The organism is Microbacterium terregens, from assembly GCF_039534975.1.
GTDB classification, from domain to species: domain Bacteria; phylum Actinomycetota; class Actinomycetes; order Actinomycetales; family Microbacteriaceae; genus Microbacterium; species Microbacterium terregens.
Genome location: NZ_BAAAWH010000001.1, coordinates 149,481 through 168,653 on the forward strand (window position 1 = coordinate 149,481; position 19,173 = coordinate 168,653).

A 19,173-nucleotide genomic window follows, 5' to 3' on the forward strand; every position below is an offset into this window, starting at 1 on the left:
GGGACGGCGACGAACCGATCACGCCCGTTCGTCGCCGCTCCCCCACAGGGCGACGCGTCGTACGCGCTCCGCCGCCGCGATCGCGTCCGGCACGACCTGCGCGATGCCCGTTCCGGCGATCGCGGCGCCCACGACAGCGAGCCCGGGAACGGCGTGGATCGCGGCCCGCGCGGCGTCTGCCGCGTCGCGGCGGCCCAGCGCCGAGACCGGGGGCGGTTGGGTGTAGCGCGCACGATGCGACCCGAGCAGGTGCCCGGCATCCAGTGGCTCACCCAGCAGAGCGGATGCCTCGGCCAACGCCAGCGCGGCCGCGGCGGGGTGGTCGAGACCAGCGGTCGCCGGGGACGTGTCGGGGCCGCCGAAGGTGACCTTCAGGACCCGCACCTCGGCACCGGCGGCGCGACGCATCCATCCCCACCGCGCCGTCGAGTCAGACACCGCGGCCGCCCGAGCCGACCCGGGCACCGGGTACACCGCGGTGCGCGGAGGTGCGTCTGCGCGAGCGGCGGCGGACAGCACGAGGGTGACGACCTCGAGGTCGGTGCCCGGCGTGGGGACGAGTGCCGGAACGGATGGGGAGAGCAGTCGATGCGATTCGGTCACGCCCGCCGCGACGATCACCGCGTCCGCGGGGTCGATGCGGATCGCCCCTTCGGTACGCCCGGGAATCTCCTCATCCACGGCGTCGCGCGGCACGGCGTCGGTGTGTGCATCCGCGGTGTCATCCGTGTCCAGGACGACGGCCCATCGCCCGTCGTCGCCGGCGGCGAGCGCGTCCACCGGGGCGTCCAGCACCACCCGCGCACCCAGCTCTGTCAGGCGTTCGTGCAGGGCGTCGACCAGGCGCGACATCCCGCCGTCGATGCCCTCGAATCGGTCGTTCGTCTCGCCGGCCGCGGCCGCTCGCACCTGCGCGACCGCACCGGCGAGCGATCCGGTGCGGGTGAGGGCGCTGCTCAGACCGGGAGCGGCGATCTGCACGTCGACGTCGTCCGGGTGGATCGCGAACGCACCGAGACTGAGCGGGGCGACGAGCCGTTCGAGCACGGCCGCGCCCATCCGCGTGCGCACCAGCCTGCCGAGGCTGCGCTCCTGTCCGATGGTCAGCGGAGGCCGCAGACGGTCCACGTAGGCCCGCCACGTGCCGCGCCACCCGATGATCTGTCGGACGCGTTCGTCCCACGGGTTCTCCGGAATGCCGAGCAGTGTCTCGGCCGGAAGCGGCGCGCTGCCGGTGGTCAGTCCGGCGATCCATTCCGCCCGCGGCGCGACCGGCGCGACCGCACCCGCCAGGCCGAGCTCGTCGACGAGGCTCCGCACCGCACCGCCGCGCGTCGCGTAGCCTTCCGCGCCGAGGTCCACCCGGACACCGCCGACCTCGGTCGTGCGAAGCGCCCCGCCGAGCCGCTCGGATGCCTCGACCAGCGTGACGCGCATCCCGATCTTCGCGCACGAGAGCGCCGCGACCAGCCCGCCGATCCCGCCGCCGACGACGACGACGTGCGTGCGCTGCGCATGGGCGGCGAGTTCGTCGAGCGTCTCAGGCTGGTTCTCCACCCGTTCATCCTCGCACCGCGAGCGCGGTACACCCGAGCCGGACGACGCAGGAGCTAGCTCGTGACCTCGTCTCGAGCCGGCATCAACGCCCGCGCCGCACGGGCCTCGGCGCGCGTGATCGGCGGACCGCCGTTCCCGGAGGCGAGCGGGACAGGGACGGATGCCGCGGCATCCGTCCCGACGGACTCGGACGTGATGCGACCGTCGTGCAGCTCGATCACCCGGTCGGCGCGCTGCACCAGGAGGGGGTCGTGGGTCGAGACGACCGCGGCGATCCCGCGCGTGTGCACGAGTTCGCCGATGAGGTCCATCACCGTCGTCGCGGTGCGCGAGTCGAGCTGCCCGGTGGGTTCGTCCGCGATCAACACGTGCGGGCGCGCGGCGATCGCCCGGGCGATGCCCACGCGCTGCTGCTGGCCGCCGGAGAGCTCGCCCGGGCGCTGGGCCGCGTGATCGGCGAGTCCCACCAGTCGCAGTGCTTCAGCCACGCGCTCGTCCCGCTCGGCGGGCGCGGTGCGCGCGATGCGCAGCGGGAGTTCCACGTTCTCGGCGGCGGAGAGGATGGGGATGAGCCCGAAGGACTGGAAGACGAACCCGAGCTGTTCACGGCGCAGCAGGGCGAGGGACTCCTCGTCCAGCGTGGTGGCCTCGACACCGCCGATCCACACCCGGCCCGACGTCGGTCGGTCCAGCCCGCCGAGCAGGTTGAGCAGCGTGGTCTTGCCGGCGCCGGACGCGCCGCGCACGACGACCAGCTCACCCGGGGCGACCTGGATGTCGACGTCGACGCACGCGCGCACGTCGCCGGCGGGTGATGAGAAGGTGCGGCTGAGCTTCTCGCCGCGCAGCGCCAGGGTCATGCCAGGTCCTCCCTTCCGGCGCCTGCGACCACGGGGCCGCTCGCCGCGACCCGTGCGTCGGACGCGCCCGCGCCTACTGGCCCGGTCCCCGAGCTCGCCGAGGCGTCGAACTCCGGCGCCGGCGACGCGTCGACAGCCTCAGCGGTCGGAGACGCGGCCGCAGTTCCGGATCCGGGCCAGACTCCGACGTGGTCTGCCTCCAGCGCCAGGCGCACGCGGTCGCGCAGGTCCAACGCCGATACGAAGTCGTCGGGCAGCTGCAGTCGGCCGACGCGGTCGACGACCGCGTACTCCTCGGCGATCTGATGCTCGGCGCCGTGTTCGTCCAGACGCGTCGAGCGCAGCACCTCGGTCGAGGTGCGTCCGTCGCGGATCTGCACCGTGCGGGCGACGTGCTCGGAGACGCTGGGGTCGTGTGTGACGATCAGGGTCGTCACCCCCAGCTCGCGATTGACCGAGCGCATCGCTTCGAGGACGTGCACGCTCGTCGTGTCGTCGAGCTCACCGGTCGGCTCGTCCGCCAGCAGCACCCGCGGACTGTTCGCGATGCCGACGGCGATCGCCACGCGCTGCTGCTCACCGCCGGACATCTCCGCAGGGCGCCGCTCCGCACAGTGCGACACCTCGAGCAGATCGAGCAGCCCGGCCACCCGGGCGCGTCGCGCGGCACCTTTCACGTCCCCGGTGATGGCAAGGGCGGCCGCCACGTTCTCGCTGCCCGTCAGGTACGGCAGGAGGTTGCGCGAGGTCTGCTGCCAGATGAAGCCGACGCTGCGGCGGCGGAACGCCACCCGCTCCTTCTCCTTCATCGTGAGCAGGTCGTGCCCGGCGACCCGTGCCACGCCGGCAGTGGGCTGATCCAGGCTGGACAGGATCGACAGGAGCGTCGACTTGCCCGATCCGGATGCGCCCACCACGGCGACCAGCTCGCCCGGATCGACCCGGAGGTTCAGGCCTTGCAGCGCTTGCACTTCGATGCCCGGACCGCGACTGGACGGCACCTTGAAGATGCGCACCAGGTCGGTGCACAGGATGTCGACATCAGACACCGCGTCACCCTGTGAGAGAGCCTGTCGGACCATGGCCGATCATCCTTCCTCTTCGATGCGCAGCACGGCGGCCGCGCGAACCCTGCGTGAAATGAACAGAGCCAGTGCGGTCAGCGCCGCCGCGGCCACGACGAAGCCGCCCAGGGTGCGCGCCAGAATCGCGGGGTCGAGCGCGTAGCCCGGTGGCAACGTCGACCCGGTGAACGGACTCAGGTCGACACCGGCCATCACGACGAGCGGCACCAGCGCCCCGAACACCGTTCCGCCGATGACCGCCGCCGTGGCCGGGGGACCGATCTCCCACAGCGACAGGGACGAGGCCGAGCGCGACGGCGCCCCGAGCGTGCGCAGCAGCGCGAGCGTGTGGGCACGGGGGCCGGCGGCCAGAGCCAGGGTCATCACGATCGCCAGTGCGCTCAGCAGCGCGGCGAGCGCGGTCGCCACCAGGAGCGCCCACCGCACGCCCTGCACGGACGGACCCGAGCGGACGCGCGCGGCCGCGTCGACGGCGGTGTCGATCCGCGGCGTACTGCCGAGCACCTTCCGCAGCTGCGCCTCCACGTCACGGCCGCCCACCCCGTCGTCGAGGCGAACCAGGACCGTGCGGTCGTTGGGGTCCCGGCCGAGCGTATCGGCGGCGTACGACTGGTCGATGGCGACCCAGTCCTCGCGTTCGCCGATCGGCACCGGACCACGGCTGACACCGACGACCTCCGCAGCCACCCCTCCGAGTCCGACCTCGTCGACAGAGCCGATCTCTTCGGCGGTGCCGCTCGACGACAGCAGCGGCACCGGCGCACCGGCCGCCCCCACCAGCGAGACGTCGGGGGGCAGCATCCCCGGCCCGTCACCCTGCACGGTGCGCAACGCCTCCGAGTCGACGACGAACACGGACGTGCCGCCTGTGAGACCCGCGATGTCCAGGGTCGCGGGTGTCGCGCCCGAGATCCCGGTCACGCCCGCGACGCCATCGATCTCGGCGATGCGATCGAGCTTCTCGTCGTTGAACAGCCCACCGGTGATGCGCACGTCGGCGCCGATCTGCGCGCGGGCCGCATCGGCGACCCCGACATCGAGGACCGAGAGGAGCACGGCGCTGGAGACCGCCACCGAGACACCGACCACGAGGGCCAGCACCGGGGTCAGGCCCGTCCGCGGCTCACGCAGGGCGCGAGCGGCACCGAGGAACGCATCGAGCCCCGCACGGGCGCGGGCCCGTGAGAAGACCACGCGCAACGGCAGCGGATACAGCCGCAGCGTGAGCAGACACGCGACGAGCGCGAGAAGCAGCGGGGTGGCCGCGAGCAGCAGGTCGACCCGGTCGCTGTAACCGCGGATCAACAGCAGGATGAGCGCCGCGGCCGCGAGCGCGGCGACCAGCCCTTCTCCGAGAAGGCGAACACGCGAGGCCCGCCGCCCGAGATCGGCGCGGGCCGGTCGATCGGCGGCCGAGGGTGCCAGCGTCATCAGGATGCCCACCGGTGCGAGCGCGATGAGCGCGGCGGGGACGAATCCGATCGGCGCGGGCACGGCTCCGCTGATCAGCAGGACGCCTACCGAAGCGGCCGCTGCGCCGAGGATCGCGGGCAGGACACCGGAGACGGCCCCTTCGACGCCGAGGACGCCGCGGAGCTGGCCGGCAGACGCGCCGCGCGCCGAGAGAAGACGCACGCTCGCGCGGCGCCCTTCGAGGATCAGCCGACACCCGAGCAGCAGCACGGCCGCCGCGACGCCCACCGGACCGGCGAACAGCATCGTGATGACGCTGAGGGTGGCGTTCTGCTGCGCGAGGGCGATCTCGATCTCGTCGGCGACATCCGCTTCGTACCTGAGGCCCAGGATTCCCGGGCCGGCGGAGGCCGTGCCCACGGAGTGCGAGACCGCGGTGAGCTTGCGCAGCGCCGCAGCCACCTGCTCGGCGTCGTCCGACTGCACGGATCCCGCAGTCACCGGGAACCACGTGCGTGTCGACGCGCCGCCGCGGAATTCGCCCGCCAGCCCCAGCAGGGCGGGATCGACGTAGGCCGTCCCGGTCACGAATATCGGCCCGTCGCCCTCCCAGAAGATCTGCGGGATGACCACGGAGGGCACGTGCGGCCAGTAGTCGGCCCTCGGCTCGCGCGGCTCGAACACCCCGGTGAGCAGGTAGTCCTTCGGGCCGGCGAGGCCGACGACGGTCCGCGTCTCTCCGACGGGCCAGAACATCTCCTCGGCCGAGCGGACCGACAGGACGATCTCGATCGCCCCTGCGGGGGCCGCCGGCTCGGGCAGCCGCCCGTCGACGATGTCGATCCGATCCCGGTAGCCGGGGTCGAACGCGAGCGCCAGCTCCAGGACGCGAGAGTAGGACCCGAGGAGGGTCTCGCCCTCGGTGCGACTGACGACCTCGGCCGGCTTCAGCACCTCGGGAAGCGGCGGCAGGGTCGTGGTGCGAATGTCCTCCAGCGCGCCGAGGAAGTCGCTCCAGATCTCCGGGGTCGTACTGCCCCCGTTCGCCGGGATCTGCGGCACCCCCGCGACCTCCGACCCGACATCCCGGATCGGCGAGGACGTGTGGTCCAATCGGTCCCGCAGCGTCGCATCGCCCAGTTGACCGAGCACCATCGGGGCGCCCGTCGCCAGCAGCGCCAGGAGGAACACGAGCAGACCGACCAGCACCCCGCTGCCCGCATGCAAGCGAAGGTGGTGCGCGATCAAGGACCGCGTCGTGACGCGACGGCTCATCGGGATTCCTCTCCCGGGATCGTCGCACGCGCGCCGCGGGCGACTCCGAATGCTTCCGCGACCACGATCAGCGCAAGGCCCCCCAGCAGCAGCCCGACCGCGGCGGCCAGGGGGACGATATCAACGGACACACCACCGGCCAGCGGCAGGACGCCAGGAGTGACCGCCCGCACGAGGGCGGGAACGATGAGCCACGAGACCAGCGCGCCCGCACCCACGCCGAGCACGAGAGCGGTCGCGGCCACGCCGCCGAGTTCGCCGGCGCGCATCGCCGCCTGCTGCCGGGGAGGGACCCCCAGAGCGCGCAGGACACCGAGCTCCCGACGGCGGGAGATCGCGAGTGTCTGCACGATCGCGAACGCGGCGATCAGCGACAGGAGCGCCGCACCGGCCGTCGCTATCCACCACCCGGGCACGAGTGCCCCGACGATTCCGGCGGCGATCCCGGGCCGCGACGTCTCGACACGGCGGTCGTCGAAGACGGCGCTGAACTCGTCGGCGGATGCCGGACCTGCCGCCCAGATCGAGTTCGGCGGCACGATCAGCGCGCCGCGCTGCAGCTGTGACACGAGGAGGTTCTCCATGGGTGCGAACGCGGCGATGATCGTGCGGACTCCGGGGACGGCATCCGTGAACCTCGAGATGACCGCGACACCGCGCCGACCCGACCCGTCGTAGCGGAACTCGAAAACGCCCCCGAGGGTCAAGCCGATGCGTTCCGCGAACGCCGGCGTCACTGCCACCGCAAGAGGCGGCGCCTCCTCGCCGCGCGCCAGGGCTCCGCCGTCGGCCAGCCACATCACCGCGGTGGGCGTGCGCTTGTCGAGGACGACCTCGCCGGTCACATCGAGCGCGGCGCCGCCCACGGCGGCCAGCTCGCGGATCGTGACGGTGGCGGTGCCCCCCGAGACGATCGCCCCGCCGCTGGCGACGACGGCCAGCAGTCGCCACGGCGCTGTTCCGGGCGGGAGCGCGATCTCGGCCGCCGGGGTCGCCGTGCCGCCGTCGGTCACGCGGACGGCGGGCTCGAACGGGACGGTGATCGGAGCCCCGGTCGCGTCGATCAGAATCACGGAGACCGTGATCGGCGGTGAGACCGAAGGTGCCGAGAGGTCGGCGAGGATGCGGATGCCCGTCGCGTCCTGCCCGAGGGGAAGCGGATTCGCGCTGACCGCCCCCTCGACCGAGCTGACCGCCGACAGGGTCTGCTTGTCGATGATGCCGCCCGCGGCCGTGACGACCGGACCGATCGCCGACTGCGGCGCCGCCGTCAGCTCTGCCGTGGTCGCACCCACCTTGACCGCGCTCACCAGCGCGGGCGAGGCCGCATCCACCCCCTCGATCGCTGCGGCGGCGGCGATGTCGCCGGGAGTGACCGGATCAGGCGGCGTGTCGACACGCAGGTCGGCTCCGGAGCGCAACGCGGCCGACTCGCTCGACATCGCCTGCCAGGTCGCACCGTATGCGGACGCGAACACGGACTGCGCGACGGTGAGAGCCACGAGCAGGACCGCCGCGGCGTAGATCGGGAGGCGTCGCGCCACCTGCCGTGCCGGGTACCCGGGAGCGACGCCCGGGGCGGCGGCCGCCGGCCGCGACCATCCCACGGCAAGGATGCCGAACACGGCGAGCGCGGCGATCGCTCCGGCAAGCAGCGTCACCGCCGGGGCGATCGCCACGATGGGATCGAAGCCCGCCCCGCGGGCGAGGGGCAGCTGCCACACCACGAGCACCGCCGCCAGGAGCACGACCAGGACCAGCACCGCGGTCGTGGCCGGAGCCGCGCGCGTGGCGGGACGCCCCTCTCCCCGCCGCAGTGCGACGGTGAAGATCGCGGCGAGCAGGACGGCCGTTCCCAGCGCCCACGGCCACTGCGCAAGCAGGGCGCGCGGCTCGATGCCCGCGACCGTCGCGCTCGCCGCGGCGAGTGAGACCCCGGCGACGGCGCCGGATGCCGCGACCGTCACTCCTTCGCCGGCATCCGTGATCCAACGCTGCGCACGAGACTGACCGCGCGCCTGGAGTGCGGCGGTCTCGTGCTCGCGTGCCGCTGCGATGAGCCGGGCCAGCTGCGCCACCGCGGTGCCCGCCAGCAGGGCGACCAGCACGACCAGCGCAGGCGCGGCGGACGCGAGGGCCACCACGCCGACCTCGATCTGCGTGGCGACCTCGTCGGCACTGACCCCCGGGGGTGGGGTGGTGAACGCCGTGACAGGGCGTGCCAGCCAGGCCAGTACCAGGCCCACCGTCGCGACGGCGACGGCGACGGTGATCGCGGCGCTGACGAGCAGGCCGACTCGTGCCCGGGCGCGGGATGCGAACAGCCGCGCAGACGACAGTGCGGAACGATCGGGCACGGCTCGGTCCTCCGCGGGTATGTGGGGCACTGCAACAATTTAGGAATACCGTAACCCATGGGAGCGCTCCCGCAAAGACGAAACTGCACACTTCGCCTACTTGCGAGCGCACCCCCCTGGCAGAACGTACCGAAAGTCCTCGTTTCCCGCCGCACAACGCCCGCACGCGCGCCCCGGCCGGAGGCGTCGAACCGACTGGTTCGAGCGCGTCGGACGGTGGGAGACTGGCGGGATGACGCTCCACATCACCGGCGACGCGACCGCCGACGGCCTGCTCACCGACGACCCGCTTGCCCTGCTCATCGGCATGCTCCTCGATCAGCAGGTGCCGATGGAGACCGCTTTCGCCGGCCCGCTCAAGATCCAGCAGCGGATCGGAGCGGTGGATGCCGCGACCCTCGCCGGCTACGACCCCGAGAGGCTCGTCGAGGTGTTCACGCAGACTCCCGCGGTCCATCGCTTTCCCGGTTCGATGGCCGCGCGCGTCCAGGCCCTGAGCGCAGCCATCCAGCAGGAGTGGGACGGAGATGCGGCGGCGATCTGGACCCGGGGCGACCCTGACGGCCCGGAGGTGCTGCGGCGGCTGAAGGCCCTCCCCGGGTTCGGGGAGCAGAAGGCCAGGATCTTCCTGGCGCTGCTGGGCAAGCAGTACGGGTACACGGGTGCCGGATGGCGCGAGGCCGCCGGTGCGTACGGTGAGGAGGGGTCGTTCCGCAGCGTCGCCGACATCACGTCCACCGAGTCGCTCACCAAGGTGCGCGAGCACAAGCGCGCGATGAAGGCGGCCGCGAAGGCTCTGAAGGACCAGTGATGCAGCCGACCGGTGGCGACGTCGAGGCTTTCATCGCACAGGTCGCTCCGGCGAAGCGCCGGCGGGATGCCGAGACCCTGGTGGCGGTGATGCGCGACGTCACCGGTCACGAGCCGGTGCTGTGGGGCACCATCATCGGATTCGGCACGTACCACTACCGGTACGAGTCCGGTCGCGAGGGCGACGCGGGCGCGGCGGGCTTCGCGCCGCGCAAGGCGGCGACCACGATCTACCTTCCGGACGGGGTGGCCGCGCACCAGGACGCGCTCGAGCGGCTCGGGCCTCATACGACGGGTCTGGTCTGCGTCTACATCAAGGATCTCGAAGCCGTCGACCTCGACGTGCTCCGCGGCGTCATCGCGGATTCGTACCGCAGCGCCACGGCGGGCGTCTACACGCAGCGTGCCCGGGAAGGCGGACCCGCGGCATCCTGAACCGTGCGCACGGTCGCGGCGGATCCCACCGTAGACGCCTTCGATCGCCGTTCCGCAGCCCGTTTCTGCGACCTCTCCGCCCGCGCAACCCGCGGCTTCTGACTGCGGAGCACCCCGCGACGGGGGCGCACGGCTGTATCAGGCGCCGTTGAGCCGCTCCGCCAGGTACGCGTGCAGCCCCTCGAGCGGCACACGCTCCTGCGCCATCGTGTCGCGATCGCGCACGGTGACCGCGCGGTCCTCGAGCGAGTCGAAGTCGATGGTGACGCAGAACGGGGTGCCGATCTCGTCCTGGCGGCGGTAGCGGCGACCGATCGCGCCGGCGTCGTCGAAGTCGACGTTCCATTCACCGCGCAGGTCCGCCGCCACCTCGCGGGCGATGGGCGAGAGCTGCTCGTTGCGTGAGAGCGGAAGCACCGCGACCTTGACCGGCGCCAGGCGCGGGTCGAGCTTCAGCACGGTGCGGGTGTCGGTGCCCCCCTTGGCGTTGGGCACCTCCTCTTCGCGGTACGCGTCGACGAGGAACGCCATCATGGCGCGGGTCAGGCCGAAGGACGGCTCGATCACGTAGGGCGTGTAGCGCTCACCGCTGGCCTGGTCGAAGTAGGAGAGACTCTGGCCGGACGCCTCGGAGTGGCTCTTCAGGTCGTAGTCGGTGCGGTTGGCGATGCCCATGAGCTCGCCCCACTGCTTGCCGGGGAACCCGAACTCGTACTCGACGTCGATCGTGCCGGCCGAGTAATGCGCGCGTTCGTCCTTCGGCACGTCGTAACGGCGCATGTGCGCCGGATCGATGCCCAGCTCGACGAACCAGTCCCAGCACGCCTCGACCCAGTGCTCGAACCACTCCTGCGCCTCGGCGGGGGGAACGAAGTACTCGATCTCCATCTGCTCGAACTCACGCGTGCGGAAGATGAAGTTGCCCGGTGTGATCTCGTTGCGGAACGCCTTGCCGACCTGACCGACGCCGAACGGGGGCTTCTTGCGGGCCGCGGTGACGACGTTGGAGAAGTTCACGAAGATGCCCTGCGCCGTCTCGGGTCGCAGGTAGTTCAGGCCCGACTCGTCGTCCACGACGCCGAGGTAGGTTTTCATCAGACCCGAGAAGGCCTTCGGCTCGGTGTACTGACCCTTCACGCCGCAGTTCGGGCAGGGGATGTCGGCCAGGCCGTTCTCGGCCTTGCGGCCCTTGCGCGCCTCGAAGTCCTCGATGAGGTTGTCGGCGCGGAACCGGCGGTGGCAGTTGAGGCATTCCACGAGGGGATCGGTGAAGGTCGCGACGTGCCCGGATGCCTCCCACACGCGCTTGGGCAGGATGACCGAGGAGTCCAGGCCCACCATGTCGCCGCGGCCGCGCACGAACGTCTGCCACCACTGGCGGCGGATGTTCTCCTTCAACTCCGTGCCGAGTGGGCCGTAATCCCATGCCGAGCGGGATCCGCCGTAGATCTCGCCGGCCTGGAAGACGAACCCCCGGTGACGGGCGAGGGCGATGACCTTGTCGAGGCGGGACTGCTCGGCCACGGTGGCTCCAATGGTCGGGTGCGGGGTGCGGATTCGCGAGGGCGCGACGCATGAAAACGGGCGTACGCCGGCATGCCGCAGGTATGGGGCCGCGCGTCAGTGGGTGCAGCGCGGCATCCGTCAATCCTAGCGATCGAGCTGGTGATCGAGGTTCACTGCCGCGTTGATCAACGACAGGTGGCTGAATGCCTGCGGGAAGTTTCCCAGCTGCTCGCCGGTCAGTCCGATCTCCTCGGCGTACAGCCCCAGGTGATTGGCGTAGGTGAGCATCTTCTCGAACGTCAGCTGTGCCTCCTCGAGGCGTCCGGAACGGGCCAGCGCATCCACGTACCAGAACGAGCACAGGGTGAAGGTGCCCTCGGATCCGCGCAGGCCGTCGGGCGAGGCGGCGGGGTCGTACCGGTAGACGAGGCTGTCCGAGACGAGCTCCTCGTCGATCGCGCGCAGCGTCGAGAGCCACATCGGGTCGCGCGGCGAGATGAAGCCCATCACCGGCATCACCAGGACCGACGCATCCAGCACCGTCGTCTCCTGGTGCTGCACGAACGCGCCGCGCTCGGCATCCCACGCCTTCGTCATGACCTGCGTGTAGATCGCGTCCCGCTGCGCGCGCCAGCGAGGGATGTCGGCCGGCCGGCCGCCGGCTTCGGCCAGACGGATGCCGCGGTCCAGCGCCACCCAGCACATGAAGCGACCGAAGGTGAACTTCTGGGCGCCGCCGCGGGTCTCCCACACCCCTTCCTCCGGGCGGTCCCAGTTGTCGCAGACCCAGTCCAGCATGCGCCCGACCTCGGTCCAGCCGACGTGGGGCAGCTGAAGGCCGTGCTCGGCGGCGAGCTGGATCGAGTCCATCGCCTCGCCGTAGATGTCCAGCTGCAGCTGGTCGGCGGCGCCGTTGCCGATGCGCACCGGCGCCGAGCCCCGATACCCGCCCAGGCTGTCCAGCCGCTCTTCGACGAGATCGGACGAGCCGTCGACGCGATACATGACCTTCAGTGGCCCGGACTCGTCGCCTGCGCTCTCCTGGACGCGATCGGTCAGCCACGAGACGAACGCCTCCGCCTCCGCCTCGTAGCCGAGGCCGAGGAGGGCATGGACCGAGAACGACGCGTCACGGATCCACGTGTAGCGATAGTCCCAATTGCGCTCGCCGCCGATCTGCTCGGGCAGGCCCGCCGTCGGCGCCGCCACGAGCGCGCCGCTGGGCGCGTACGTGAGCAGCTTGAGCGTGATCGCGGACCGGTTGACCATCTCGCGCCACCGGCCCCGGTAGGTGGAGCGGTTGCTCCAGTCGCGCCAGAAGCGGGTGGTCTCCAGGAACATCGCCTGCAGCTCCTCGACCTGAACCCGCAACGGCTCGGCGCCGCCGGTCTCGAGGATCACGCCGGTGCTGTCGCCGGCCGACAGGGTGCCGTACATCTTCAGGCCGTCGCCGGACAGCTCGATCCGGCCGGCGCGCTGTCCGTCGTGCGTGATCACGTCGCCCACACGGTGCACCGTCAACGACTGATCGCCGCCCGTGAACTTGATCCCGTTGTCGGGCGAGGCCGCCGCGGTGTGCGCGGCACGGCCGTAGTCGAAGCGGGGTTGGATCTCGCCCTCGAATGACATCGTGCCGCGGACGACGTTGATCAGGCGCGCGATGCGATGCCGGTCGGTCGCCTCGTCGCCGGCGATGGGCATGAAGTCGATCACCTCGCCGACGCCCTCCTCGGTGAGGAAGCGGGTGACCAGGATCGCGGTGTCGGGCAGGTACAGCTGACGCGTGACGTAGTCGTCGGTCGCCGGCCGGATACGGCAGAAGCCGCCGCGGTCCGCGTCCAGCAGCGACCCGAAGATGCTCGGCGAGTCGAACCGTGGCGCGCAGAACCAGTCGATGGTGCCCTGGGTGTCGATCAGGGCTGCGGTCTGAAGGTCGCCGATCAGCCCGTGGTCCGCGATGTTCGGATACTCGGCCATGAGTCCCCTCTCCCCGCCCATCGTGGCATCCCGGCCGGTCGGGCGCACCTATGCGTGTCGACCGGGTTGCGCCGGCCGGCTCACCCGAATCCGCACCAGTCGGCGACCCAGGTGAGGATGGCACCGCGCATGTCCTCCGGCGCGGCCAGTTCGATCTGCCCGGGCTCGCCGTCGAGTTCGACCTCGACGGTGAAGATCGTCCCGCGCTTGTCCTCCTGCACCGCGTGCGGGTCGCAGCGCAGCGGCACGAGCGGAAGATGCACTTCGATCGGTGCGGACGCCGCGGCGACCGAGACGCCGAGCGGGAACGTATCGGCGGTGCTGCCCGGGGTCGCCGCGAACGTCAGCAGGTTGGTCGTCTGGATGCCGACGACCTCCACCGCGCCGCGGCCGGTGGGCGCGATCTCGAGCACGAGATCCGCGGGTCGGCCCGCGGGTGACGGGGTGAAGGACGCGAGACTGAGGGACGCGGCATCCGACACCGCCTCCGCCCGGCACTCCCGCTCGTGGAGCGGGCCGAGGAAGTCGAGCGGGTCGTCGATCGGCGCCTCGGCCTGGGCGTCGGTGCCCGCGGTGGAGTACGCGAACTGCACGGTGCTGTCAGCGTCGTCGGGCGCTGTGCACTCCACCGCCGGGAGCTGGACGCGGATGTCGACGGTTGCTCCGGCGCGCACGAGCGAGTCGCGGTTCAGCACGCGCGCGGCCGGGGTGGTGAAGCGCGGGTCGAGCACCGCGACCGCCCCGACCGTCAGATCCTCGTCGGCGTCGTTGCGCACCTGGACCTGCGCCTGCCGCGCCGCGACGTCGGATCGCAGCTGCACGAGCTGCACCGTGACGCCCGCCGGAAGGCCCGCCGGCGCGGTGGCGTCCGGGCTCGCCGTCTGGGTGCAGCCCGCGAGCAGGACGAGCGCGACGACGGATGCCGCACTCAGGCCGCATCGACGCACGCCGTCCGCGCGCACGACGTGTCGCGGCATCCCGTCCGCGCGCACGACGTGTCGCGGCATCCCGTCCGCCCTTCTCCCCTTCGGTTCACTTGCCCCAGATGTACACCGAATCCGGCTCTGCGTGTACATCCAGGGCAAGCGAACAGGATGGGGAGGCACGCACGGCGCGACCTACCGCCGCACGACCTCGCGCAGCACCGTGAAGTCCTCCAGCGCGACCGGGTCGATCTCGACGCCGAGACCCGCGCCGGTCGGCACGCGAACGTGTCCGTCCTCGAGCACCGCCGGCTCGGTCACGATGTCGCGCGCGTAGAAGCGGTTCGAGGCCGACACGTCGCCGGGAAGCGTGAAACCCGGCAGCGCGGCGAGCGCCGCGTTCGCGGCCCGCCCGATCCCGGTCTCCAGCATGCCGCCGCACCACACCGGGATGCCGGCATCCAGGCACAGGTCGTGGATGCGCACCGCCTCGAGGTAGCCACCCACCCGTCCGGCCTTGATGTTGATGACGGATGCCGCGCCCAGAGCGAGCGCGTCGACGGCGGCCTTCTCGGACACGATCGACTCGTCCAAGCACACCGGGGTCCGCAGATGCCGGGCCAGTGTCGCATGATCGACGAGGTCGTCCTCCTGCAGCGGCTGCTCGATCAGGAGCAGATCGAAGCGGTCCAACTCGGCGAGGGTGTCGACATCGGCCAGCGTGTAGGCCGAGTTCGCGTCGACCTGCAGCGGGATCGGGCCGAACGCGTCCCGCACCGCAGCGGTCTCGGCGACATCGCGGCCCGGTTTGATCTTGATCTTGATGCGCACGTACCCCTCATCGAGGTATCCGCGGACGACCTCGACGAGCGCGACCGGGTCGCGCTGGATTCCCACCGACACCCCCGACGGAACCCGATCCCGCACGGCGCCGAGGTACTCGCCGAACGCCCGCCCCTCGCTGCGCAGCGCCGCATCCAGCACCGCGAGTTCGATGCCGGCCTTGGCCATCCGGTGTCCGATGAACGGGCCGAGCACGCCGGCCACCTCTTCGGGTGCCAGCGTGTGCCGGTCCAGAAGCGCGGGGATCAGCCAGCGCAGCGCGGCGTCCCAGGCTCCCTGCGTGTACTCGCTCGAGTACAGCGGCGCCGCACCCGTGACGATCTCGCCCCATCCTTCGCCGCCGGCCGCGAGCGCGCGGACGATGATGACCTCGCGCACGGTCTCGGTGCCGAACGAGGTCGTGAACGGTGAGACGAGCGGGATCTGCAGGACGCGGAGCTCGAAACCCTCGAGCGTGACGGTGGCAGCGGGTCGGGCGATGGGCATGCGCCCAGGGTAGTGCGGGCGCCCGTGCGGATCAGGGGGCGAACGCGGCGTCGCGACGGACCGGGACGAATGTCGCGCGACGACGACGCGGCTGCTGCCTGCGCGGAAAGCGGCGATGGAGCGCTTCCGCGACCCTGCCGATGTATCCACGCATCTCTGCCTCCTCTGCGCCGCGTCAACGCGACTTCTCCAGCGAAGAGTGGGGGCCCGCCGCCCAGATACATGCTCAGCCGAACGGATCGAGCAGCGCATGGCGCGGTTGCGTGCTGAGGGGCTGGTCACCCCTGAGGGCGATCTGGCGGCCCCCGGCCCTCAGGAGTGACCACACCCTCGGGAACGAACGCCCCGTCACCCGATCTCGGCGAACGCCCCGTCACCCGATCTCGGCGAACGCCCGCACGGGAAATGTCCCGAACCCCTCGACGGCGGGCGGGGCGGCGGTGAATCGGGCGCCACGTGCGGGCACCTCGCCGAGGTTCGTGAGGTGCTCGACCACGTGCACCCCCGCACCGAGCAGCAGCGAATGCGCCGGACGCTCGCCGCCCGACTCGGTGTCGTCGATGTTGACCGAGTCGATCCCGACCAGCGCGGCGCCCGCCTCGACGAGCCACTGCGCGCCCTCGCCGGTCAGGAACGGAGCTCCGGAGCCGTACTCCGGCTGCCCGAACCAGCGATCCCAGCCGGTGTGCAGCAGCACCGCGGCGCCCCGCACGTCGCGGTCGGCGAGCATCTCGGGCCGGATGCCCCGGTTCGCGGCATCCCACGCGTCCTCGAGGTGGAAGACCTCCGCCCGCAGCCCCACGAGGCTCGACAGCTCGAGTCCGGCGAGGTCGGTGCCGCCGGCGTAGCGATGGAAGGGACTGTCGAGGTACGTGCCCGTGTTGCCGATCATCGTGAGGATGTCCATCGCGAATTCCGTGCCGGGCGCGTACTTCGCGCGTGAATCCTCGCGTGTCAGGTGCGGGGTGATGGTCGGGGCGGGCAGGCCGGGGTACGTCACGAGGCCGGCGCGGATCGGGTGGCTGAGGTCGACGATGCGATGCGGCCGGTGAGGATCGACCGCCTCCACGCCCCGGCTGCCGCGGTGCGGCTCTTCCACGATCCGCACGTCGCTGATCGCGACCGAACCGACGAGGGCAAGACCCAGGTGCGAGACGAGCAGCAACTCGAGGTCGTCCGACGAGATGTCGGCCGACGACACATCGAGTCGGAATCCCTCACCGCGCAGTCCACCCCCATTGGCGAAGCGGATGTCGAAGTCGAAGTGGGCGCGGTAGTCGGGCATGCGGGTCAGCATAGGGAGCCGGGATGCCGCGTGCCACGGATTCCGCCGAGGTCGGCAGTCGTGCGCCGGCGTGTGGCAGTGCGCGCCCGACCGCGCGCCTACCGTCGCACGAACAGGTACCCGCGCGCGTCGTCGAAGCCGCCCACAACGAGTCCCTCGCCCAGCCGGGCCAGAAACCCGTCGCGGGTGCGGATACGCCAGACCGCGGCATCCGTCGGCGCCTCACGGCGCATCGTCTCGATGTCGCGCGGCACCGCCACCGTTGCGACGACGTGCTCGTCGGGCGGCGTCGGAACGGGCGGTGCGGCGAGCGCCCACGACACCATGAGCCGGTCGGTCTCGTCGCCCCGGTTGACTTCGTCGTCCATGGGTCCGTAGTGATCGACCAGATACTCCGTCACGCGTGCGCCGAGGACCCGCAGGTTGAAGTGCGCGTTGCGCGCGACGAGCGGATCGAAGGTCCAGGTGATGTGACCGACGTCATGCTCCAACGCCCACTGGCGCTGATGACGCTTCAGTACGCGGCCGAGGCCCTGGCTCTGCAGCCCGGGAAGCACGCCGGTGATGTGGGAGTGCATCGAGCGCGACGCCGGCGCCGCGAAGAAGGCGATGGATGCCCCCACCATCCGCTCACCGTCATAGAGGCCGACCACGTAGTTGCCGGAGTGCTCCAGCGCACGGATGAGGTTCGGCGGCATCGCATCACGATCGCCCGCCCACACTCGGCGCAGGACGACCTCGGCCTCCTGGATCTGCGCGATCGTCTCGAGCGGCCGGATCTCGATGCCAGGCGGGAGAGGTTCGGATGCCGTGTCCCGATCGTCGTGTGCCATGGGCTCAGTCTGCCGCGCGCGATGCGTCCGCGGGAGGCCGGCGGTCCGGGGTCCGCCCGTGCGCGGATAGCCTGAAGTGATGAGATCGGATGAGGACGACCGCAGGCGCCTCACCCGAATGCCCCGGCAGGGGGCCATCGTCGCGGTCCTGGCCGTTGCCGGCCTGTGCTCCTCGTTCATGTTCACACTGGTCGTGCCGATCCAGGCGCGACTGCCCGAGCTGCTGAACGCGAGCCGCGAGGACACCGCGTGGGTGGTCACCTCGACCCTGCTCGCCGCGGCCGTGATCACCCCGATCGCCGGACGACTGGGCGACATGTACGGCAAACGGCGGATCGTCCTGGTGCTGATGGCCGTGATGATCACCGGCTCGGTCATCGCCGCCCTGTCGACCGGAATCGTCGGCGTCATCATCGGTCGCGCACTCCAGGGCGCCGTCACCGGCGTCATCCCGCTCGGCATCGCGATCCTCCGCGACGTGCTGCACGAGAAGCGGGTCGACTCGGCGATCGCGCTGATCAGCGCGACCCTCGGCGTCGGCGGGGCCCTCGGCCTGCCGATCAGCGCACTGATCACGGAGCGCAGCGACTGGCATCTGCTCTTCTGGTTCGCGGCCGGCCTCGGCACCCTCGTCTTCGTGCTCGTCCTGTGGATCGTGCCGGTGAGCGTGCTGCGCACCGCGGGTCGCTTCGACTTCATCGGCGCCGCCGGACTCGCGGTCGGTCTGATCGGCATCCTGCTCGCGATCTCACGGGGCAACGAATGGGGCTGGGGATCCCCCGCCACACTCGCCACGGGTCTCGGCGGGCTCGTCGTCCTGCTGGCGTGGGGGTGGTTCGAGCTGCGCATCCCGGAACCGCTGCTGGATCTGCGCGTCGCCGCGCGCCCGGCGGTGCTGCTGACCAACATCGCCTCGGTCGCGATGGGGTTCTCGCTGTTCGCCTCGAACGTCATCTACCCGCAGATCCTGGAGCTGCCGGTTGCCACGGGCGCGGGCTTCGGACTGTCGCTTCTGGCCGCGAGCTTCATCATCATGCCCTCCGGAATCGTGATGATGGTGCTCTCCCCGGTCGCCGGTCGCCTCTCGCGCCGCACCGGGCCGAAGCTGCTGCTGGTGATCGGAGCCATCGCGATCGTCATCGCCTACGGCTTCACCCTGCTCTTCTCCTCCGAGGTGTGGCACATCCTGGTCGCGAACCTTCTGATCGGCGTGGGCATCGGTTTCGGCTTCGCCTCCATGCCCATGCTGATCATGCGCTCGGTTCCGCAGAGCGAGACAGGCGCCTCCAACGGACTGAACGCGCTGTTCCGGTCGCTGGGAACCAGCTCGGCGGCCGCGGTGGTCGGTGCGGTGCTGGCCAGCTATTCGGTGGAATTCGAGGGGGCGCGGGTGCCGACCGAGACGGGCTTCACGCTGTCGTTCATCCTCGGCGGGACGGCCGCCGTCATCGCGCTCGTCGTCGCGCTCTTCATCCCCGCCAAACGCGCGCCGCAGGAACGGCACCCCTCCCTTCGCGACTGAGTGAGG

Annotated in this window: 14 protein-coding genes; 3 read left to right on the forward strand and 11 right to left on the reverse strand. The window is 71.3% G+C overall.

The window, feature by feature from the left end:
* Positions 1 to 18: 18 nt before the first annotated feature.
* From ABD655_RS00700 to ABD655_RS00720, 5 genes are read right to left on the reverse strand one after another with little or no spacing between them, the layout of a single operon-like run.
* Positions 19 to 1,557, reverse strand: a complete 1,539-nt coding sequence (locus tag ABD655_RS00700) for a protoporphyrinogen/coproporphyrinogen oxidase (protein WP_344710631.1) — start codon at positions 1,555 to 1,557, stop codon at positions 19 to 21.
* Between the two features lie 53 nt (positions 1,558 to 1,610).
* The gene (locus ABD655_RS00705) at positions 1,611 to 2,417 is read right to left on the reverse strand and encodes an ABC transporter ATP-binding protein (RefSeq protein WP_344710633.1); all 807 of its coding nucleotides are present in this window, start codon (positions 2,415 to 2,417) and stop codon (positions 1,611 to 1,613) included.
* Positions 2,414 to 3,499 carry an ABC transporter ATP-binding protein gene (locus ABD655_RS00710; protein WP_378720721.1) on the reverse strand — a complete coding sequence of 362 codons (1,086 nt, stop codon included), beginning with the start codon at positions 3,497 to 3,499 and terminating at the stop codon, positions 2,414 to 2,416. The genes ABD655_RS00705 and ABD655_RS00710 overlap by 4 nt, the downstream gene beginning before the upstream one ends.
* Positions 3,500 to 3,505: 6 nt before the next feature.
* Positions 3,506 to 6,190: an ABC transporter permease family protein gene (locus tag ABD655_RS00715; protein ID WP_344710637.1), complete on the reverse strand. Its 2,685-nt coding sequence runs from the start codon at positions 6,188 to 6,190 to the stop codon at positions 3,506 to 3,508.
* On the reverse strand, positions 6,187 to 8,547 hold the full coding sequence (locus ABD655_RS00720) for an FtsX-like permease family protein (RefSeq protein WP_344710639.1): 2,361 nt from the start codon (positions 8,545 to 8,547) through the stop codon (positions 6,187 to 6,189). The genes ABD655_RS00715 and ABD655_RS00720 overlap by 4 nt, the downstream gene beginning before the upstream one ends.
* Before the next feature lie 232 nt (positions 8,548 to 8,779).
* Here ABD655_RS00720 and ABD655_RS00725 point away from each other — a divergent pair, with 232 nt between their 5' ends.
* Both ABD655_RS00725 and ABD655_RS00730 read left to right on the forward strand, forming a co-directional pair.
* The gene (locus ABD655_RS00725; protein ID WP_344710641.1) at positions 8,780 to 9,358 is read left to right on the forward strand and encodes an HhH-GPD-type base excision DNA repair protein; all 579 of its coding nucleotides are present in this window, start codon (positions 8,780 to 8,782) and stop codon (positions 9,356 to 9,358) included.
* Positions 9,358 to 9,792 (forward strand): DUF1801 domain-containing protein, encoded by a 435-nt coding sequence (locus ABD655_RS00730; protein WP_344710643.1) that lies wholly within the window; start codon positions 9,358 to 9,360, stop codon positions 9,790 to 9,792. The genes ABD655_RS00725 and ABD655_RS00730 overlap by 1 nt, the downstream gene beginning before the upstream one ends.
* A 138-nt stretch (positions 9,793 to 9,930) precedes the next feature.
* On the opposite strand, the gene ABD655_RS00735 is transcribed toward ABD655_RS00730, so the two are convergent.
* The 6 genes from ABD655_RS00735 to ABD655_RS00760 form a co-directional block, all read right to left on the reverse strand.
* On the reverse strand, positions 9,931 to 11,316 hold the full coding sequence (locus ABD655_RS00735; protein WP_344710645.1) for a glycine--tRNA ligase: 1,386 nt from the start codon (positions 11,314 to 11,316) through the stop codon (positions 9,931 to 9,933).
* A gap of 126 nt (positions 11,317 to 11,442) precedes the next feature.
* A complete protein-coding gene (locus ABD655_RS00740; protein ID WP_344710647.1) occupies positions 11,443 to 13,275 on the reverse strand; it encodes a glycoside hydrolase family 15 protein in 1,833 nt (610 codons plus the stop codon).
* A gap of 80 nt (positions 13,276 to 13,355) precedes the next feature.
* Positions 13,356 to 14,282 (reverse strand): putative periplasmic lipoprotein, encoded by a 927-nt coding sequence (locus ABD655_RS00745; protein WP_344710649.1) that lies wholly within the window; start codon positions 14,280 to 14,282, stop codon positions 13,356 to 13,358.
* A 111-nt stretch (positions 14,283 to 14,393) separates the two neighbouring features.
* A complete protein-coding gene (gene menC, locus ABD655_RS00750) occupies positions 14,394 to 15,527 on the reverse strand; it encodes an o-succinylbenzoate synthase (RefSeq protein WP_344710651.1) in 1,134 nt (377 codons plus the stop codon).
* Positions 15,528 to 15,900: 373 nt separating this feature from the next.
* Entirely contained in the window at positions 15,901 to 16,812 is a 912-nt protein-coding gene (locus tag ABD655_RS00755; RefSeq protein ID WP_344710653.1) for a cyclase family protein, read from the reverse strand.
* Positions 16,813 to 16,910: 98 nt separating this feature from the next.
* Positions 16,911 to 17,645 (reverse strand): GNAT family N-acetyltransferase, encoded by a 735-nt coding sequence (locus ABD655_RS00760; protein WP_344710655.1) that lies wholly within the window; start codon positions 17,643 to 17,645, stop codon positions 16,911 to 16,913.
* Between the two features lie 118 nt (positions 17,646 to 17,763).
* Here ABD655_RS00760 and ABD655_RS00765 point away from each other — a divergent pair, with 118 nt between their 5' ends.
* Positions 17,764 to 19,167 carry an MFS transporter gene (locus ABD655_RS00765; protein ID WP_344715621.1) on the forward strand — a complete coding sequence of 468 codons (1,404 nt, stop codon included), beginning with the start codon at positions 17,764 to 17,766 and terminating at the stop codon, positions 19,165 to 19,167.
* The last annotated feature ends 6 nt before the right edge of the window (positions 19,168 to 19,173 follow it).

Coding starts and splice junctions, on each gene's coding strand:
- ABD655_RS00740 (WP_344710647.1), bottom strand. CDS start 13,275: ATGGCCGAGTATCCGAACATCGCGGACCACGGGCTGATCGGCGACCTT.
- ABD655_RS00765 (WP_344715621.1), top strand. CDS start 17,764: ATGCCCCGGCAGGGGGCCATCGTCGCGGTCCTGGCCGTTGCCGGCCTG.
- ABD655_RS00760 (WP_344710655.1), bottom strand. CDS start 17,645: ATGGCACACGACGATCGGGACACGGCATCCGAACCTCTCCCGCCTGGC.
- menC (WP_344710651.1), bottom strand. CDS start 15,527: ATGCCCATCGCCCGACCCGCTGCCACCGTCACGCTCGAGGGTTTCGAG.
- ABD655_RS00745 (WP_344710649.1), bottom strand. CDS start 14,282: ATGCCGCGACACGTCGTGCGCGCGGACGGGATGCCGCGACACGTCGTG.
- ABD655_RS00725 (WP_344710641.1), top strand. CDS start 8,780: ATGACGCTCCACATCACCGGCGACGCGACCGCCGACGGCCTGCTCACC.
- ABD655_RS00730 (WP_344710643.1), top strand. CDS start 9,358: ATGCAGCCGACCGGTGGCGACGTCGAGGCTTTCATCGCACAGGTCGCT.
- ABD655_RS00710 (WP_378720721.1), bottom strand. CDS start 3,499: ATGGTCCGACAGGCTCTCTCACAGGGTGACGCGGTGTCTGATGTCGAC.
- ABD655_RS00715 (WP_344710637.1), bottom strand. CDS start 6,190: ATGAGCCGTCGCGTCACGACGCGGTCCTTGATCGCGCACCACCTTCGC.
- ABD655_RS00705 (WP_344710633.1), bottom strand. CDS start 2,417: ATGACCCTGGCGCTGCGCGGCGAGAAGCTCAGCCGCACCTTCTCATCA.
- ABD655_RS00755 (WP_344710653.1), bottom strand. CDS start 16,812: ATGCCCGACTACCGCGCCCACTTCGACTTCGACATCCGCTTCGCCAAT.